Genomic DNA, 16,467 nt, shown 5'->3' on the forward strand with positions numbered 1-16,467 from the left:
GGTATATAAGGTGGCGGCCGAGGCGATTCAACTGGCCGACTATTTCAAACTGTGTACCGCGAAGTATGACAGAGCCGCGGCGAGTCGCCGGGAGATAGACCGTTGCAGGATGTAAGAATTCATCCGTGGGGCGGAGGGCGTCGTGCCAACACGGCCGGTTGGCACGACGAGGCCTTGATCGCTTACTGCGAGTAGGTGCGCAGGAAGTTGCCGATGCGGCCGATGGCTTGCTCCAGGTCATCCACTCGCGGCAGGGTGACGACGCGGAAGTGGTCCGGCCACGGCCAGTTGAAGGCGGTGCCCTGGACGATCAGCAGTTTCTCTGACAGCAGCAGGTCGAGGACGAACTTCTCGTCGTTGTGGATCGGGCAGACCTTCGGGTCGATTTTCGGGAAGGCGTACAAGGCGCCCATAGGCTTGACACAGCTGACGCCGGGGATGGCGTTGAGCAACTCGTAGGTGCGGTTGCGCTGTTCGAGCAGGCGGCCCGGCGGCAATACCAGGTCGTTGATGCTCTGGTAGCCACCCAGGGCGGTCTGGATGGCGTGCTGCGCCGGCACGTTGGCACACAGGCGCATGTTGGCCAGCATGTCGATGCCTTCGATATAGCTCTGCGCGTGGTGCTTGGGCCCGGAGATGATCAGCCAGCCGGAGCGGAAGCCTGCGACCCGATAGGACTTCGACAGGCCGTTGAAGGTCAGGCACAGCACGTCCGGGGCGAGCGAGGCGGTGCTGATGTGCACGGCTTCGTCGTAGAGGATCTTGTCGTAGATCTCGTCGGAGAACACCACCAGGTTGTGCTGGCGGGCCAGTTCCAGCATGCCGAGCAGCAGCTCCCTGGAGTACACCGCGCCGGTCGGGTTGTTCGGGTTGATGATCACCAGGGCCTTGGTGTTCGGGGTGATCTTGGCCTTGATATCGTCAAGGTCGGGGAACCAGTCGGCCTGCTCGTCGCACAGGTAGTGCACGGGTTTGCCGCCGGCCAGGCTCACCGCTGCGGTCCACAGTGGGTAGTCGGGGGCCGGGATCAGCACCTCGTCATTGTTGTTGAGCAGCGCCTGCATCGACATCACGATCAGCTCGGACACACCGTTGCCCAGGTAGATGTCCTCGATGCCGACGCCTTCGATCTGCTTCTGCTGGCAGTATTGCATCACCGCCTTGCGCGCGCTGAACAGGCCTTTGGAGTCGCTGTAGCCCTGGGCGGTCGGCAGGTTGCGGATCACGTCCTGGAGGATTTCGTCCGGCGCCTCGAAACCAAAGGGCGCCGGGTTGCCGATGTTCAGCTTGAGGATGCGCTGGCCTTCCTCTTCCAGACGCTTGGCGTGCTTGAGCACCGGACCGCGAATGTCGTAGCAGACATTGGCGAGCTTGTTCGATTTGCTGAACTGCATGATGTGATCCCGAATGGATAAGTCGCGGGGCGCGGTCGTCAAAAGGTTTGAAAAGGACGGGGCGCGGGTGCCAGACTGATCGTCTGCACACAAGCCAACTAATATACGTGCCACCCGCGCCAGGGAAAAGACGGCGCAGGGTGAAATTCAGCCTGCCGAGGTCCATCCATGCAAAAGATCGACAAAACACTTGAAGAATGGCGCGAGATGCTCGACCCCGCTCAATACCAGGTATGCCGCCTGAAGGGGACCGAACGACCGTTCACAGGCAAATACAACAGCGAAAAGCGCGCCGGCATCTATAACTGCATCTGCTGTGGCCTGCCGTTGTTCGATGCGCAGACCAAGTTCGACTCCGGTTGCGGCTGGCCGAGCTTCTACGCGCCGATCGAGGACAGTGCGATGATCGAGATCCGCGACACCTCCCACGGCATGATCCGCACCGAAGTCACCTGCGCCCAGTGCGACGCGCACCTGGGCCACGTGTTCCCGGACGGCCCGCCACCGACAGGGCTGCGCTACTGCATCAACTCGGTATGCCTGGATTTCAAACCGCAAGCGTGAAGGGAGATCGACATGGCCGATGCGTTGCTGGACATTCCCTGCGTCACCCTCAAGGGGGAGCAGAAAAAACTCGGCGACTTCGCCGGCAAGGCGCTGCTGGTGGTCAATACCGCCAGTCAGTGCGGTTTCACGCCGCAGTACAAGGGGCTTGAGAAACTGTGGCAGGACCATGCCGCGCAGGGCCTGGTGGTACTGGGCTTTCCGTGTAATCAGTTCGGCAAGCAGGAACCGGGCGATGCGTTGGAAATCTCGCAGTTCTGTGAACTCAACTTTGGCGTGAGCTTCCCGCTGTTTCGCAAGATCGAGGTGAACGGCCCGGGCGCCCACCCGCTGTTCGCCGAGCTGAAGAAGCGTGCGCCCGGCCTGCTGGGGACGCAGAAAATCAAGTGGAACTTCACCAAGTTCCTGGTCGACCCGTCCAGTGGCAAGGTCACGCGCTACGCACCGACCACCAAGCCGCAGGCGCTGGAAGCCGATATCGAGCGTCTGCTCAGCCGCTGACCGGCACCCAATGGTCGATCAGGGCGAGTAATTCTTCGCGCCGGAACGGCTTGGCCAAGTAGTCGTTCATGCCCGCGGCGCGACAGCGTTCGCGCTCTTCGGGCATGGCGTTGGCGGTCAGGGCGACGATCGGCAGGTCGGGCCAGCGCCCGCTCTGGCGGATGCGCCGGCTGGCCTCGTAGCCATCCATCACCGGCATGTTGCAGTCCATCAGCACCATGTCGAAGCCTTCGCGCTCGAGGATCTCCAGCGCTTCGGCACCATGGGCGGCAACCTGCACCTGGCAGCCGAGCTTGGCGAGCATGCCCTTGGCTACCAACTGGTTCACGGGGTTGTCTTCCACCAGCAGGATCTGAGCGCGTCGTTCCAGCAGGCGGCCGACCTCCGAGGGTGCAGGTGTAGCGTTTTCGCCTTGCAGGGTGCGGCGCAGCATCTGGTACAGGGCATTGCGCGCCAGCGGGCGTGCCTGCTGGTGCAAAGGGGCCAATTGCGCGGTCTGCTCTGCGGGCAGGAAGTTGCCATAGGCCGTGACCAGCAGGATCGGTGCGTTGATACCGGGGCGCAGTTCGAACAGGTGCTCGGTGTCGTCGGTGATGAGCAGGTCGATGGCCATGCCGTCGAGCCCACTGGCATCGTCGCGTCGCTGATAATCCAGCCCCCAGCTTGGCAGCAGGCCATGCAACAGTTCAGCCAGACCGCTGGAGGCGTTGCTCAGTGCCACCACCTGACCCTTCAGCGGCGTAAACGGGACCGCTTCGGTGTGTGTGGGCAGCGGAAGATCGGCGCTGAAGCGGCTGCCGAAGCCGGTTTGCGAGTTGATATGCAGATGCCCCTGCATGGCCTTGCACAGGTTACGGGTCAGGGCCAAGCCCAGGCCGGTGCCGCCATACTGGCGGGTGATGCCTGCGCCAGCCTGGGTGAAGGGCTGGAAGATGCGCACCTGGGCTTCCTCCGGGATTCCGATACCGGTGTCGCACACTTCCAGGCGTACGCCGCCGACGATGCTCGAAAGACGAAGGTCGACACGCCCGAAGCGAGTGAACTTGAGCGCATTGGACAGCAGGTTGCTGACGATCTGGCGCACCCGGGTGGGGTCGCCGAGCACGGTGCTGGGAAAGTCCGGAGCGATCAGGCAGGTCAGTTCCACACTGGGCGCGGCGTTCTGCGACAGCAGGTTGGCGGTGTCCTCGACCATCGCCCCCATGTCGAAAGGGATGCGTTCGAGCTCCAGTTGCCCGGCATCGAACTTGGACAGGTCGAGGATATCGTTGAGCAGCTCGACCAGCACCTTGCCTGAGTCGTGGGCGATCGACAGCTGCTGGCGTTGCTCGGCGTTCAGCCCGCTGTCCAGGGCCAGGGCGATCATGCCGAGCATGCCGTTGAGCGGCGTGCGGATCTCGTGGCTCATGTTGGCCAGGAAGGCGGCGCGCGCCTGGGCCATGTCCAGGGCGCGGCGGCGGGCTTCCTCCAGTTCCTCGTTGGACTGGCTCAGCCGGCTGTTGCTGGCCTTGAGTTCTTCGGTGCGGGCCGAAACGATGTCTTCCAGTTCGTTGAGGTACTGGGTGAGGCGGTTTTCGGCGTTGCGCCGCTGCTGGATCTCGGTGGCCATGCTGACGAATTGCTGGTTGGCGACCTTCACCAGTACCCCGATCTCGTCGTGCTCATGACCGTTGGGGTAGTCCAGACGGGTCTGGCCGGGCTGGCGTGGGTCGCTGCCGCTCAGGGCGCCGATGACGGTGACCAGGGGTTTGGTCAGCATGATGTAGAACAACCCCAGGAGAATACCGGTCAGCACCAGGCTGCGGGCGAAGCCGTTGAGCAGGGTGATGCCGGCTCGGTCGAGAAAGCGGCTGCCGAAGGCATAGGTGTCGACATCCAGGTACAGGGTGCCGAGGTAATCGTCGGGCATGTGGGCGAGGAACAGGCGATCCTTGAACTGGCGCTGCTCGCCGAACAGGAAGTCGCTGAGCGGCCGGTAGCTGTCTTCCTGGCGCGGGCGATGGACGTCGGCCAGCACCGTATCGTTGTTGTCGATCAGGCGTGCGCGGATGATCGCTGGCGATTGCAGCAGCCCGCCGGTGAGCTCCTGGGCCAGCTCCGCGTCGATGTTGTAGGCGATGCGCGAGGCCGGGTCATGGCTTATTTGCAGCAATGCCTGCACTTCGCGGTTGATGGACGCGTCTTCGCTGGCATAATCGATGCCGATCTGGATGAGACTGAGCAATGTTCCCAGGATGAAGCCGACCAGGACTGTCAACCGGGCTTGCTTGTATGACAGGCGATTGGTGAACTTGATATCCATGGTTCCCGAGCCGGTTCAACGCCCCTTGCGCTGCGCAAGCATAGCCGATCAGCCCCGGCTGCTGGCGGGTCTGTCTGTTGTTTCGAGCGATCCAATCAATGGGCCGGTGCGCGGCCATCGCGAGACGAGCTCGCTCCCACAACCCCTGTTGGCTCTGTAGGGGCAGTGTCGTCGCGCAATGGCTGCGCCTCGGCTCCTGAATCGGTCTTGATTAAGGAAACCTTCATGGACACCCGCCTCATTGCATTCCTGGAACACGCTGAATCCATACTGACGCGCCTCGAACCACTGCTGCCGGCGCCCCGCCCGCAGATCGACTGGTCGTCGACCCTCGCTGCGCGCTGGCAGCGTGATGGCCGCAGCGGCTACCTCATGCCGTTGGAAGTCAGCCTCGACATCCGGCTCTCGGACCTGATCGGGGTCGATCAGCAGCGTGAGCAACTGGGCCGCAACACCCATCAGTTCATCAATGGCATGCCCGCCAACCACGCCCTGCTGTGGGGCTCGCGGGGCACCGGCAAGTCGTCGCTGGTACGTGCGCTGCTGGCCGAACATGCCGGGCAGGGCCTGCGCCTGATCGAGATCGAGCGCGATCATCTGGCCGACTTGCCGCGGGTGGTCGAGCAACTGCAAAAGCTCGAGCAACGCTTCATCCTGTTCTGCGACGACCTTTCGTTCGAGGCGGGAGAGGGCGATTACCGAGTGCTCAAGAGTGTGCTCGATGGTTCGCTCGAACAGGCGCCGGACAACGTCCTGCTCTATGCCACCTCGAACCGCCGTCACCTGGTGCCCGAGAAGCAGAGCGACAATGAAAACTGGAAGATGATCGACGGCGAACTGCACCCCAACGAAGCGGTGGAAGACAAGATCGCCCTGTCCGACCGTTTTGGCTTGTGGTTGTCGTTCTACCCGTTCACCCAGGAGCATTTCCTCAACGTGGTCGAGCACTGGATCGGCCAACTGGCGCGCCCGGCCGGGCTGGTCTGGCAGCGTACTGAAGAACTCGACATCCTCGCTGCGCGCTGGGCCACCGGCCGCGGCAACCGTAATGGCCGTTGTGCCTACCAGTTCGCCCGCTACTGGGTTGGACTGCAATTGCTGGAGCAGAACCAATGATCGACCTCAACGCCAGTGGCAAAGGCCTCGATGGCTACGACCTGCTGGCTGCGCAAGTGCAGGCGCTGTTCGCCGACGAGCGTGATTTCATCGCCAACGCCGCGCAGTTCTCGGCATTTCTCTACCACCAGGTGGAAGACCTGAATTGGGCGGGTTTCTACCTCAACCGCAACGAGGAACTGGTGCTCGGGCCGTTCCAGGGGCAGGTGGCGTGCGTGCGCATCGCATTCGGCAAGGGTGTGTGTGGTGCGGCAGCAGCCACCCTGCAGACCCAGCGAGTGGAGGATGTGCATGCCTTCCCTGGACACATCGCCTGTGACAGCGCATCCAACAGCGAGCTGGTGATTCCGCTGGTAAAGGAGGGCAGGCTGATTGGCGTGCTCGATCTGGACAGCCCGAGCCTTGCGCGTTTCAGTGAGGCCGATCAGCAAGGGCTGGAACGCCTGGCGTCGATCTTCCTGGCGTTGAGCGACTGCTGAAAAACGAGAAGGGCCGCTTTTGCGGCCCTTCTTGTTTTCAACGGTTGTGGATCAGTCGTAGATCACCCGCTTTTTCCACGTCTCGTCTTCATCGGTTTTCAGACCCTGGGTCAGCGCGTTCTGGTCATTTTCGGCCGGTTCCATCTGGTCCAGTACTTGCGCGTTGGCGCGAGCGAGCAGTTTTTCCAGGTAGGTCAGCTGCTCTTCATATTGTTTCGGTTCCGGTTGTTTGCGCAGGTACTGCACGCCGCGTTCGAACGCCAGGCGCGCATGGCCTGGTTGATTCTGCTGCAACGCCTGCTGGCCCAGGTTATTGAAGAATTCGATGTGCAGTAGCACCAGGATGTGGCGAATTTCCCTGACCCAGTACTTGCCTTCGTTGGACTGCAGGAAGTTTTCCTGGGTAGCGCGCACGATCTGGTTGTGCAGCGACTCGAGCAGGAAGCGCACGTCCTTGGCCTTGACCTCGGTCTGAATCGGGCTCGGCGGGTTGTTGACCGGCAACTTGTCGCCCTTGGCAATCAACCCTTCGAGTTCCACAATCCGCGCCTTGAAATCGCCGTTGTGCTTGTCCAGCGCCAGCAGGCGCTGATTGAGATTCAGCTCCAGGCGGGTCAGCAGCAGCTTGAGCGCCGGAGTCATCAGTTGGCCGGGGAAGGTTTCGGTGATCTCGCCGCAGCGGCGCAGGCGTTCGGTCAGCTCGACTTTAAGGCGCGCGCGCTCGAGCTTGGCGTTTTCCACGACATTGTTGAGGTAGCCGATCACGATCAGCAACGCGATACCCGCCACGATGAGCAGGGTGATCAGAAGTGGTGTCACCGTTAACGCCTCATGAAGAAGTTTTGCATCATTGAGTGTAGTGAGTTCGCCAGAGGGCGAACAGTGCAGCCTGGCGGACAGGCTCTACCCATGGGTGTCGGCTCAAGGGCAAAAATCTACAGTGCTGGCACTTTGATGCGAGCTTGCCGGGCTGGCGTCAGAAAAGCAACGCCAATCCCCGGGCGCATCATGCGCAGCCTCTGTACAGGGGCGGAAGTCGTTGATTTAAATAAATTTCCACAAAGGGGTTGACGGCTTGTCGAGGCATCCATAGAATGCGCGCCACTTGCAGCGTAAAGCACACAGCCAAACGCAGCAGGCAGTGAAGTTGTAGTGTGTCCCCTTCGTCTAGTGGCCTAGGACACCGCCCTTTCACGGCGGTAACAGGGGTTCGAGTCCCCTAGGGGACGCCAATGCGGGAATAGCTCAGTTGGTAGAGCACGACCTTGCCAAGGTCGGGGTCGCGAGTTCGAGTCTCGTTTCCCGCTCCAGTTTTAGAACTGTGGCGTCCATTGACGGTGCAGCGGCAGTGAAAGGTTCAGGCCATTCACGCCAAATGCGGTTTTGCTTCACATTGCGGGAATAGCTCAGTTGGTAGAGCACGACCTTGCCAAGGTCGGGGTCGCGAGTTCGAGTCTCGTTTCCCGCTCCATTTGAAAACGCCACTTCATCGAAGTGGCGTTTTTTTTTACCTTCAAAAACATCGCAGCCATGGGGCCACGGACATTTTTAATGCCCGTGGCCATTTTTGCTCAGTGGCGCTCGCCCTGGTCGGGTGCGCTCAGCAACTGCTTCTCCAGGTTCCAGTCGAAGGGCTCTTCATTCTGCTCGGCCTCGTAGCGACGCTCTTCCAGCGTCTGGTACAGCTCGAGTTCTTCATCGGGCATGTAGTGCAGGCAGTCGCCGCCGAAGAACCACAGCAGGTCACGCGGAACCAGATGAGCGATCTGCGGGTAGCGCGTGATCGCCTGGCAGATCAGGTCCTGACCCAGGTACTGACTTTCCAGTGGGTCCTGCGGCAGCAGGGTCAGCAGTTCGTCGAAGCGTTCGAGGAACAGGGCGTGGCTTTCTTCCGGCACTTGCTCGGCGTCGCCCAGGGCCACCAGGATGGTGCGCAGGTGTTGGAGCAGTTGCAGGTGGTACTCCAGGTGGGGGTTGGCCATTGGGGCGATCCTCTGGTGTTGAAACGGGGGCCGGAGTATACGCAGGTTTTGCCCCTCAGGGGCAGGCGCAGCCGCTCGTACTGCCTTGACCGCCGGCCCGCCAGGGGCCGGGGATCTGTCTGTCTGACTGAAGGTGCTCAGCGCATCTTGCCTTCCGCGGGCAGCAGTTGCGCCTTGTCGAAAGCATCCACATCGATAACTTTCCGGCGCGCGGCTTCGGCTGCCTGGAGTCTCTCGCCTTCATCAGCCTGGAGCACGCCGGCCTGCACGGCGGCTTCGATGTCCGACTGGCCCGGCGCGGGATGCACCTTACCCTCCTTGAGCCCCTGGTGCAGCGCCTTGTGCAGTGGCGCCACCTCGTCCAGCAGGTCGCAAGCTGTCTGCAGGGCGGCTACCGGATCACCTTCGCCGTCAGGGCGGAAGCAGCCCGCCAGCAGTTCCTCCAGTGCCGGATCACCCTTGCGTCGGCCGATCAGTTCAGCAACTTCTTTATCCAGTTCATCGCTTGGCCCGGTGTGGCGGCGACCGAACGGGAAGACCAGAACCCGCAACGCACAGCCGATGAAACGATTGGGGAAGTTGTCGAGCAGCCGGTCGAGGGCTTTTTCGGCCTGCCCCAGACTTTCTTCCAGCGCCCAGCGCAGCAGAGGTTGCATGTGCTCGGGTGAGCCGAGGTCATGATAGCGCTTGAGCGCTGCGGATGACAGGTACAGGTAGCTGAGGACATCCCCCAGGCGCGCGCTCAGGCGTTCGCGCCGCTTCAGCGCGCCGCCGAGCAGCATCATCGACAGGTCGGCAAGCAAGGCGAATGCGGCCGCCTGACGGTTCAGCGCACGGAAGTAGCCCTGGCTGAGGGCGTCGCCCGGCATCTTCTCGAAGTGCCCCAGTCCGATGCCGAGCACGAAAGTGCTGGCCGCATTGCTGGCGGCGAACATGATGTGCTTCATCAGCAGATCGTCGAACTCGTTGAGTGCCTGCTCGCGATCCTCGCGCCCAGCGAGGGCCATTTCCTTGAGGACGAAGGGGTGGCAGCGGATCGCGCCCTGTCCGAAGATCATCAGGTTGCGTGACAGGATGTTGGCGCCCTCGACGGTGATGAAGATCGGCGCGCCTTGCCAATTGCGACCCAGGTAGTTGTTCGGGCCCATGATGATGCCCTTGCCGCCGTGTACGTCCATGGCGTGCTGGATGCATTCACGGCCGCGTTCGGTCAGGTGGTACTTGAGGATTGCCGAAAGTACCGAGGGCTTCTCGCCCAGGTCCACTGCCTTGGCGGTGAGCAGGCGGGCGCTGTCCATCAGCCAGGCGTTGCCACCGATTCGTGCCAGCGATTCCTGGATGCCCTCGAAGGCGGACAGCGGCACGTTGAACTGCTCGCGGACGCGGGCGTACTGGCCGGTGACCAGGCTGGTGTACTTGGCAGCGCCTGTGCCAACCGCAGGCAGCGAGATGGAGCGCCCGACCGACAGGCAGTTCATCAGCATCATCCAGCCCTTGCCGAGCATGTCCTTGCCGCCGATGAGGAAGTCCAGGGGCACGAACACGTCCTTGCCGCTGTTCGGGCCATTCATGAAGGCTGCACCCAGCGGCAGGTGGCGCTTGCCGATCTCCACGCCCGGGGTGTCGGTGGGGATGAGTGCCAGGCTGATGCCCAGGGATTCCTGTTCGCCCAGCAGGTGATCGGGGTCGTAGGCCTTGAAGGCCAGGCCCAGCAGGGTGGCCACCGGGCCGAGGGTGATGTAGCGCTTCTCCCAGTTCAGGCGAAGGCCGATGACTTCCTCGCCGTTCCATTCCCCCTTGCAGACGATGCCGGTGTCAGGCATGGCGCCAGCGTCGGAGCCGGCCAGTGGGCCTGTGAGGGCGAAGCAGGGGATTTCGTCGCCACGGGCCAGGCGCGGCAGGTAGTGGTTACGCTGTTCATCGGTGCCATAGTGCAGCAGCAGTTCGGCCGGGCCGAGCGAGTTGGGCACCATCACGGTCGAAGCCAGGTCGCCGCTGCGAGTGGCGAGTTTCATCGCCACCTGGGAGTGAGCGTAGGCGGAGAAGCCCTTGCCGCCGTATTCCTTGGGGATGATCAGGGCGAAGAAGCCGTGCTGCTTGATGTGTTCCCAGGCTGCGGGTGGCAGGTCGAGGTCCTGGCCGATCTGCCAGTCGCTGACCAGGGCGCAGAGTTCCTCGGTGGGGCCATCGATGAACGCCTGTTCTTCTGCGGTGAGCGTGGGGGCAGGGTAGTCGAGCAGGGTATTCCAGTCGGGCTGGCCGCTGAACAGCTGGCCGTCCCACCATACAGTGCCCGCGTCGATCGCTTCGCGCTCGGTCTGCGACATGGGTGGCAGGGTGCGCTGGAACCATTTGAACACGGGGCCGGTGAACACGTGGCTCCGCCACTGCGGCAATATCAGCAGGGCGGCCTTGGCGGCCAGCACCAGCCAGATCACGGTCAGCAGCCAGCCAGGTGCGTCGGCGAAGATGCCCATCAACAGCACATAGGCGGCGATCACCCCGAGGATCTGCAGCGGTGCCAGACGTCGATGGGTGAGATATGCGGCGCCGATCACCAGCACCACCAACCACAACAGCAGCATAGTTCTTCCTCCTTGGAAGCTTGGGCTCGAGCCATCCCGGATAGCTTAGACGCGATGCGCCGGATGGCTCGCTAAGAACAGTGACAGGGTGTGGCCACAGGAGTTTCAGAGCATTGTCCCCTGGTACAGGTGGCGTCACTGTGGAGTAGACTGTCCACCCTCTGCACTCACTAAGGACGTTGTCATGCTGAAGATCTGGGGTCGCAAGAACTCGAGCAATGTGCGCAAGGCGTTGTGGATTGCCCACGAGTTGGGGCTGGAGTTCGAGTCGATCGACGCCGGTGGGGCGTTCGGTGTGGTCAACGAGCCTGAGTACCGTGAGCGCAACCCCAATGGCCTGGTGCCGATGCTCGAGGATGGCGACTTCGTCCTCTGGGAGTCCAACACCATCGTGCGCTACCTGAGCGCTGAATATGGTGCCGAGCAGGGCTGGTACCTGGACGATCCGCGCCAGCGTGCCCTGGCGGACAAGTGGATGGACTGGACCACCTCTTCCTTTGCCGCGCCGTTCCGCCCGCTGTTCTGGGGCATGCTGCGTACCCCAGAGAATGAGCGTGACTGGACGGCGATCAACGCTGCGCGGGAAAAGTGCGGCGAGTTGCTGGCGATCGTCGACAAGACGCTGGCCACCCAACCCTACCTTTCCGGTGAGCAGATCGGCATGGGCGACATTCCGCTGGGCTGCTTTGCCTACGCCTGGTTCGAGATGCCCATCGAGCGTCCCGATCTCCCCAACCTGCAGGCCTGGTACGAGCGCCTGAAGGCGCGTCCGGCCTATCAGGCCGCAGTAATGACGGCGCTGACCTGAGCGGATACCCCGCCCGTTTCGATAGTCACTATCGATATACATGACTGTACTTGTGCGGTCAGGCCTTGCACCATGGCCGCACTACTCACTGCGCCAGTGACTTGACCTGGCGTGTCCTGAACCTTTTTCTTCGGTACGTGACCCGCTATGAGTTCTGCCCTGTCCATAAGACAGCTGACCAAGACCTACGGCAACGGCTTTCAGGCCCTCAAGGGCATCGACCTGGAGGTCGCGGAAGGTGACTTCTTTGCCTTGCTCGGCCCCAATGGCGCCGGTAAATCCACCACCATCGGCATTCTCTCGACCCTGGTGAACAAGACCAGCGGCACGGTGAATGTCTTCGGCCACGACCTGGACCGCCAGCCAGCCGCGCTCAAGCGCAGCATCGGCGTGGTGCCCCAGGAGTTCAACTTCAACCAGTTCGAGAAGACCTTCGACATCGTCGTCACCCAGGCCGGCTACTACGGCATCCCGCCGAAGCTGGCCAAGGAGCGTGCCGAGCAGTACCTCACCCAACTGGGGCTGTGGGACAAGCGCGACGTGCAGTCGCGGTCGCTGTCCGGCGGCATGAAGCGTCGCCTGATGATCGCCCGTGCGCTGATCCATGAGCCGCGCTTGCTGATCCTCGACGAGCCGACGGCTGGCGTGGATATCGAACTGCGTCGCTCGATGTGGAGTTTCCTCACCGAGCTGAACCAGAAAGGCATCACCATCATCCTCACCACCCACTATCTCGAGGAAGCCGAGCAGCTGTGCCGCAACATCGGCATCATCGACCACGGCACCATTGTCGAGAACACCAGCATGCGCCAGTTGCTGGGCAAGCTGCACGTCGAGACCTTCGTCCTCGACCTCAAGCAGGACCTGCCCGTGGCGCCGAAGCTGCAAGGTTACCCGTGCCGGCTGATCACGCCGCACACGCTGGAAGTGCAGGTGGAAAAGGATATCGGCATCACTGCGTTGTTCGGCCAATTGGCGTTGCAGAACATCGAGGTGCAGAGCCTGCGTAACAAGACCAATCGACTCGAGGAGTTGTTCGTGGCCCTGGTGGAAAAGAATCTGTCGAAGGTGGCGGTATGAGTGTGGAACTGCGCACCAACTGGGTCGCCCTGAATACGATCGTCTATCGCGAGGTTCGACGCTTTCTGCGTATCTGGCCGCAGACCCTGCTGCCGCCGGCGATCACCATGGTGCTGTACTTCGTCATCTTCGGTAACCTGATCGGCCGTCAGATCGGCGACATGGGTGGCTTCACCTACATGGAGTACATCGTGCCGGGGCTGATCATGATGTCGGTGATCACCAACTCCTACGGCAACGTGGTGTCGAGCTTCTTCGGCAGCAAGTTCCAGCGTTCGATCGAAGAGTTGATGGTCTCGCCGGTCTCGCCGCACACCATTCTCGTCGGCTACGCCCTCGGTGGTGTGTTACGCGGCCTGGCGGTCGGCGTGATCGTGACCATCCTGTCGATGTTCTTCACCCACCTGCAGGTGCATCACTTGGGTGTGACCATCGTTGTGGTGCTGCTGACGGCGACGATCTTCTCGCTGCTGGGGTTCGTCAATGCCGTTTTCGCACGTAATTTCGACGATATCTCGATCATTCCGACCTTTGTTCTGACACCGCTGACCTACCTGGGTGGCGTGTTCTACTCCATCAACCTGCTGCCGCCGTTCTGGCAGACCGTGTCGCTGGCGAACCCGGTGCTGCACATGGTCAACTCGTTCCGCTACGGCATTCTAGGGGTGTCGGATATCAGCATTGGTACGGCGATCACCTTCATGCTGGTGGCTACCGCGGTGCTCTATACCCTGTGCGTCCGCCTGCTGGTCAGTGGTCGCGGCATGCGTGCATGACACCCTGCACTTGCGCCGGCGCCACTGCCGGCCGACCCACCAGCGCCAGTAGAGCAAGGTAGTGAAGTAGGCGGCAACGCCCAGTATCACGCCGCACACCACCGAGCCGAGCAGGAACGGCTGCCAGACGGTGGACAGTTGGTCGGTGATCCATTCGAAGGTCAGTTCTTCCGGGAGCGTTCGCGGAGGAATCTGCATCAACCACGCGCCGGTCATGTAGGTGACGAAGAACACCGGTGGCATGGTCAGCGGGTTGGTCAGCCAGACCAGGCTGACCGCAATAGGGAGGTTGCCGCGTACCGGTATCGCCAGGCTGGCGGCCAGCAGCATCTGCATGGGGATGGGGATGAGCGCTGCGAACAACCCTACGCCCATGGCCCGAGCGACCGAATGGCGATTCAGGTGCCAGAGGTTGGGGTCGTGCAGCAATCGGCCGAAAAAGCGTAAGGACTTGTGTTCCCGAATGCTGGTCGGATCCGGCATGTAGCGTTTGAAGAGGCGGCGCGGCATGTAGGCTCCCGGTGCTCGAATAGGGCGAGTATGCCTTGATTCCACGTCGGCCTCGTTCAGAGTTTGTGACAATTGTTGAGTGAGCTCGGCGGCCAAACAGGCCTAGCCTGACGGGGCGATTACGCTTGCGGAGCTTTACTTCATGCGCACAGGGATGTCTGCGCTGGCGCTCGGGTTGTTGAGCCTGGGTCTCTTGCCTGTCTTGCCGTCGGTCGGATGGCTGTTCCTTCTGTTCTTGTCGGCACTGATGTGCCTGTTCACTCGCGTCTGGCCGATAGGGTGGTTCCTGCTGGGGCTGAGCTGGGCCTGCTGGTCGTCGCAGCAGGCCCTTGATGATCGCCTCATCGCCGAGCTCGATGGGCGCACGCTGTGGCTGGAGGGCAGGGTGACGGGGCTGGCGACGCAGTCCGGGCGCAGCGTGCGTTTCGAGCTGGACGAGGCACAGTCCCGGCGTGCGAAGTTACCCCGCCGGATGCAACTGAGCTGGTTCGACGGTCCCATGGTCCGGACTGGCGAGCGCTGGCGGCTCGCGGTCAACCTCAGACGCCCTCATGGGCTGCTCAATCCCCATGGTCCCGACCGCGAAGCGATGCTGCTGGCACGGCGCATTGGTGCCACAGGAACGGTCAAGGCCGGGGAGATGCTGGCCCCGGCGAGCGGGGGCTGGCGAGACAGGCTGCGCCAGCGCTTGCTGGCGGTGGACGCCCAAGGGCGGGAGGTGGTGCTGGCGGCGTTGGTGCTCGGTGACGGTTCTGGGCTGGCGCGGGAGAACTGGCAGGCCTTGCAGGCGACCGGCACCGTGCACCTGATGGTGATTTCGGGGCAGCACATTGGCTTGCTGGCGGGGCTGATCTATGGGCTGGTTGCCGGACTGGCCCGTCTGGGTGCCTGGCCAGGGAGGCTACCGTGGTTGCCCTGGGCGTGCGGCCTGGCAATGGCAGCAGCCTTGGCCTATGGCGCCCTGGCTGGCTTTCAGGTGCCGGTGCAGCGTGCATGCCAGATGCTGGCCACTGTCTTGGTCTGGCGTCTGCGCTTTCGTCATCTGGGGGCGTTCTTCCCCTTGTTGCTGGCTTTGATAGGTGTATTGCTGTTCGAGCCCCTGGCCAGCCTGATGCCGGGCTTCTGGCTGTCTTTCGCGGCGGTGGCAGTGCTGATCTACTGCTTCAGCGCGCGTCTGGGTGGCTGGCGGCCCTGGCAGGCCTGGAGTCGTGCTCAATGGGTGATCGCCATTGGTTTGCTGCCCGCGATGCTGGCGCTGGGTCTGCCTGTCAGCCTCAGCGCGCCGTTGGTCAATCTCCTGGCAGTACCCTGGATCAGCCTGGCGGTGTTGCCATTGGCCCTGCTCGGAACGGCGACGCTGCCGTTGGCAGGGGTGGGGGAATCGTTGCTGTGGCTGGCGGGTGGGTTGATCGACCTGATGTTTCGCGCGCTCGGCCTGCTGGCCGAATGGCGTCCACCCTGGACGCCCCCGCCGCTTTCGCTGTGGGCGTGGACGCTGGTGTGTGCGGGCGCGTTGCTGCTCTTGCTGCCACGCGGCGTGCCGCTGCGAGGACTGGGGGCGGTGATGCTGCTGGCGCTGTGGGCGCCTCGCGAGCAGGTGCCGCACGCAGAGGTGGAAGTCTGGCAACTGGACGTTGGCCAAGGCTTGGCGGTGCTGTTGCGCACGCGGCATCACAGCCTGCTTTACGATGCCGGGCCGGCGATGGGCACCAGTGACCTTGGGCAGACCGTGGTGCTGCCGACCTTGCGCAGGATGGGTGTCAACCAGCTCGATCTGATGCTGATCAGCCATGCACATGCCGACCACGCCGGCGGCGCTCTCGCCGTGCAGCGCGGCCTGCCGGTGGCGCGGGTGCTGGCTGGCGAGGCTCGGGAGTTGCCCGCTGTCTTGGGCGCACAGGTGTGCAGCAGTGGTGAGCGCTGGGAGTGGGATGGCGTGATGTTCTCGCTGTGGCACTGGCCCAGTGGCAAGAACAGCAACGACCGCTCCTGTGTGCTGCTGGTCGAGGCCCAAGGGGAGCGCTTGCTGCTGGCTGGTGACATGGAGGCCGGTGCCGAGCGTGCCTGGCTGGAGTCCGCCGATGCGGCGCGTATCGACTGGCTGCAGTCCCCGCATCATGGTAGCCGTAGTTCCTCCACCGAGCCTTTCATCCGCGCCATCGCGCCGCGTGGCGTGATGATTTCCCGTGGGCGACACAATGGTTTCGGTCACCCGCACCCGCAGGTGATCGAGCGCTATCGGCGGCATGGGCTGGCAGTGCATGACACGGCACTGCAAGGGGCGCTGCGCCTGCGACTGGGCAGGCACGGAGAGGTCGAGGGATTGCGTGCGCAGCGGCGCTTCTGGCGTGAGCCGCCTTCCTAGGCCGT

At 62.7% G+C, this 16,467-nt stretch carries 14 protein-coding genes and 3 tRNA genes; 11 read left to right on the forward strand and 6 right to left on the reverse strand.

The features are described from left to right. Positions 1 to 182 precede the first annotated feature (182 nt). A complete protein-coding gene (locus ACNFHO_RS21620; RefSeq protein ID WP_054893044.1) occupies positions 183 to 1,394 on the reverse strand; it encodes a pyridoxal phosphate-dependent aminotransferase in 1,212 nt (403 codons plus the stop codon). 168 nt (positions 1,395 to 1,562) lie between these two features. On the opposite strand from ACNFHO_RS21620, the gene msrB reads away from it, so the two are divergent. Both msrB and ACNFHO_RS21630 read left to right on the forward strand, forming a co-directional pair. Further along, on the forward strand, positions 1,563 to 1,958 hold the full coding sequence (msrB, locus tag ACNFHO_RS21625) for a peptide-methionine (R)-S-oxide reductase MsrB (protein WP_054893045.1): 396 nt from the start codon (positions 1,563 to 1,565) through the stop codon (positions 1,956 to 1,958). A 12-nt stretch (positions 1,959 to 1,970) separates the two neighbouring features. Further along, complete coding sequence (locus ACNFHO_RS21630; protein ID WP_063543806.1) at positions 1,971 to 2,459, forward strand: glutathione peroxidase; 489 nt, start codon at positions 1,971 to 1,973, stop codon at positions 2,457 to 2,459. Here ACNFHO_RS21630 and ACNFHO_RS21635 read toward each other — a convergent pair. Then, positions 2,449 to 4,761, reverse strand: coding sequence for a response regulator (locus tag ACNFHO_RS21635; RefSeq protein WP_416767314.1), 2,313 nt, complete (start codon positions 4,759 to 4,761; stop codon positions 2,449 to 2,451). The two genes, ACNFHO_RS21630 and ACNFHO_RS21635, sit on opposite strands and share 11 nt — an antisense overlap. 225 nt (positions 4,762 to 4,986) lie before the next feature. Here ACNFHO_RS21635 and ACNFHO_RS21640 point away from each other — a divergent pair, with 225 nt between their 5' ends. Together ACNFHO_RS21640 and ACNFHO_RS21645 are read left to right on the forward strand one after the other, a co-directional pair. Next, on the forward strand, positions 4,987 to 5,877 hold the full coding sequence (locus tag ACNFHO_RS21640) for an ATP-binding protein (RefSeq protein WP_054893048.1): 891 nt from the start codon (positions 4,987 to 4,989) through the stop codon (positions 5,875 to 5,877). After that, the gene (locus ACNFHO_RS21645) at positions 5,874 to 6,356 is read left to right on the forward strand and encodes a GAF domain-containing protein (RefSeq protein WP_416767317.1); all 483 of its coding nucleotides are present in this window, start codon (positions 5,874 to 5,876) and stop codon (positions 6,354 to 6,356) included. Before ACNFHO_RS21640 ends, ACNFHO_RS21645 begins: the two co-directional genes overlap by 4 nt. Positions 6,357 to 6,407: 51 nt before the next feature. Here the strand turns inward: ACNFHO_RS21645 and ACNFHO_RS21650 are convergent, their stop codons facing one another. Beyond that, complete coding sequence (locus ACNFHO_RS21650; RefSeq protein ID WP_054893050.1) at positions 6,408 to 7,175, reverse strand: hypothetical protein; 768 nt, start codon at positions 7,173 to 7,175, stop codon at positions 6,408 to 6,410. A gap of 337 nt (positions 7,176 to 7,512) precedes the next feature. Here ACNFHO_RS21650 and ACNFHO_RS21655 point away from each other — a divergent pair. From ACNFHO_RS21655 to ACNFHO_RS21665, 3 genes are all read left to right on the forward strand, one after another. Then, a tRNA-Glu gene (locus ACNFHO_RS21655) sits at positions 7,513 to 7,588 on the forward strand. A gap of 2 nt (positions 7,589 to 7,590) precedes the next feature. Then, positions 7,591 to 7,666, forward strand: a tRNA-Gly gene (locus ACNFHO_RS21660). 85 nt (positions 7,667 to 7,751) lie between these two features. After that, positions 7,752 to 7,827 (forward strand) — tRNA-Gly (locus tag ACNFHO_RS21665). A gap of 100 nt (positions 7,828 to 7,927) precedes the next feature. On the opposite strand, the gene ACNFHO_RS21670 is transcribed toward ACNFHO_RS21665, so the two are convergent. Beyond that, on the reverse strand, positions 7,928 to 8,338 hold the full coding sequence (locus tag ACNFHO_RS21670; protein WP_416767319.1) for a PA2817 family protein: 411 nt from the start codon (positions 8,336 to 8,338) through the stop codon (positions 7,928 to 7,930). A 137-nt stretch (positions 8,339 to 8,475) separates the two neighbouring features. Beyond that, positions 8,476 to 10,923: an acyl-CoA dehydrogenase gene (locus ACNFHO_RS21675; protein ID WP_416767320.1), complete on the reverse strand. Its 2,448-nt coding sequence runs from the start codon at positions 10,921 to 10,923 to the stop codon at positions 8,476 to 8,478. A gap of 184 nt (positions 10,924 to 11,107) precedes the next feature. Here ACNFHO_RS21675 and ACNFHO_RS21680 point away from each other — a divergent pair, with 184 nt between their 5' ends. The 3 genes from ACNFHO_RS21680 (at position 11,108) to ACNFHO_RS21690 (ending at position 13,587) form a co-directional block, all read left to right on the forward strand. Continuing rightward, positions 11,108 to 11,731 (forward strand): glutathione S-transferase, encoded by a 624-nt coding sequence (locus ACNFHO_RS21680; protein WP_416767321.1) that lies wholly within the window; start codon positions 11,108 to 11,110, stop codon positions 11,729 to 11,731. A gap of 147 nt (positions 11,732 to 11,878) precedes the next feature. Continuing rightward, on the forward strand, positions 11,879 to 12,811 hold the full coding sequence (locus ACNFHO_RS21685; protein ID WP_416767322.1) for an ABC transporter ATP-binding protein: 933 nt from the start codon (positions 11,879 to 11,881) through the stop codon (positions 12,809 to 12,811). After that, positions 12,808 to 13,587 (forward strand): ABC transporter permease, encoded by a 780-nt coding sequence (locus tag ACNFHO_RS21690; RefSeq protein WP_054893055.1) that lies wholly within the window; start codon positions 12,808 to 12,810, stop codon positions 13,585 to 13,587. Before ACNFHO_RS21685 ends, ACNFHO_RS21690 begins: the two co-directional genes overlap by 4 nt. Here ACNFHO_RS21690 and ACNFHO_RS21695 read toward each other — a convergent pair. Then, positions 13,471 to 14,097, reverse strand: coding sequence for a DUF2062 domain-containing protein (locus tag ACNFHO_RS21695; protein WP_151924181.1), 627 nt, complete (start codon positions 14,095 to 14,097; stop codon positions 13,471 to 13,473). The two genes, ACNFHO_RS21690 and ACNFHO_RS21695, sit on opposite strands and share 117 nt — an antisense overlap. Before the next feature lie 142 nt (positions 14,098 to 14,239). Between ACNFHO_RS21695 and ACNFHO_RS21700 the strand changes: the two genes are divergently transcribed. After that, a complete protein-coding gene (locus ACNFHO_RS21700; protein ID WP_416767323.1) occupies positions 14,240 to 16,462 on the forward strand; it encodes a DNA internalization-related competence protein ComEC/Rec2 in 2,223 nt (740 codons plus the stop codon). The last annotated feature ends 5 nt before the right edge of the window (positions 16,463 to 16,467 follow it).

Source organism: Pseudomonas sp. NY15374 (genome assembly GCF_048068255.1).
Taxonomy (GTDB): Bacteria; Pseudomonadota; Gammaproteobacteria; order Pseudomonadales; family Pseudomonadaceae; genus Aquipseudomonas; species Aquipseudomonas machongensis.

Excerpts from the sequence above, each read along its gene's own strand:
- ACNFHO_RS21620 (WP_054893044.1), bottom strand. The coding sequence starts at position 1,394 with ATGCAGTTCAGCAAATCGAACAAGCTCGCCAATGTCTGCTACGACATT.
- msrB (WP_054893045.1), top strand. The coding sequence starts at position 1,563 with ATGCAAAAGATCGACAAAACACTTGAAGAATGGCGCGAGATGCTCGAC.
- ACNFHO_RS21630 (WP_063543806.1), top strand. The coding sequence starts at position 1,971 with ATGGCCGATGCGTTGCTGGACATTCCCTGCGTCACCCTCAAGGGGGAG.
- ACNFHO_RS21635 (WP_416767314.1), bottom strand. The coding sequence starts at position 4,761 with ATGGATATCAAGTTCACCAATCGCCTGTCATACAAGCAAGCCCGGTTG.
- ACNFHO_RS21640 (WP_054893048.1), top strand. The coding sequence starts at position 4,987 with ATGGACACCCGCCTCATTGCATTCCTGGAACACGCTGAATCCATACTG.
- ACNFHO_RS21645 (WP_416767317.1), top strand. The coding sequence starts at position 5,874 with ATGATCGACCTCAACGCCAGTGGCAAAGGCCTCGATGGCTACGACCTG.
- ACNFHO_RS21670 (WP_416767319.1), bottom strand. The coding sequence starts at position 8,338 with ATGGCCAACCCCCACCTGGAGTACCACCTGCAACTGCTCCAACACCTG.
- ACNFHO_RS21675 (WP_416767320.1), bottom strand. The coding sequence starts at position 10,923 with ATGCTGCTGTTGTGGTTGGTGGTGCTGGTGATCGGCGCCGCATATCTC.
- ACNFHO_RS21680 (WP_416767321.1), top strand. The coding sequence starts at position 11,108 with ATGCTGAAGATCTGGGGTCGCAAGAACTCGAGCAATGTGCGCAAGGCG.
- ACNFHO_RS21685 (WP_416767322.1), top strand. The coding sequence starts at position 11,879 with ATGAGTTCTGCCCTGTCCATAAGACAGCTGACCAAGACCTACGGCAAC.
- ACNFHO_RS21690 (WP_054893055.1), top strand. The coding sequence starts at position 12,808 with ATGAGTGTGGAACTGCGCACCAACTGGGTCGCCCTGAATACGATCGTC.
- ACNFHO_RS21695 (WP_151924181.1), bottom strand. The coding sequence starts at position 14,097 with ATGCCGCGCCGCCTCTTCAAACGCTACATGCCGGATCCGACCAGCATT.
- ACNFHO_RS21700 (WP_416767323.1), top strand. The coding sequence starts at position 14,240 with ATGCGCACAGGGATGTCTGCGCTGGCGCTCGGGTTGTTGAGCCTGGGT.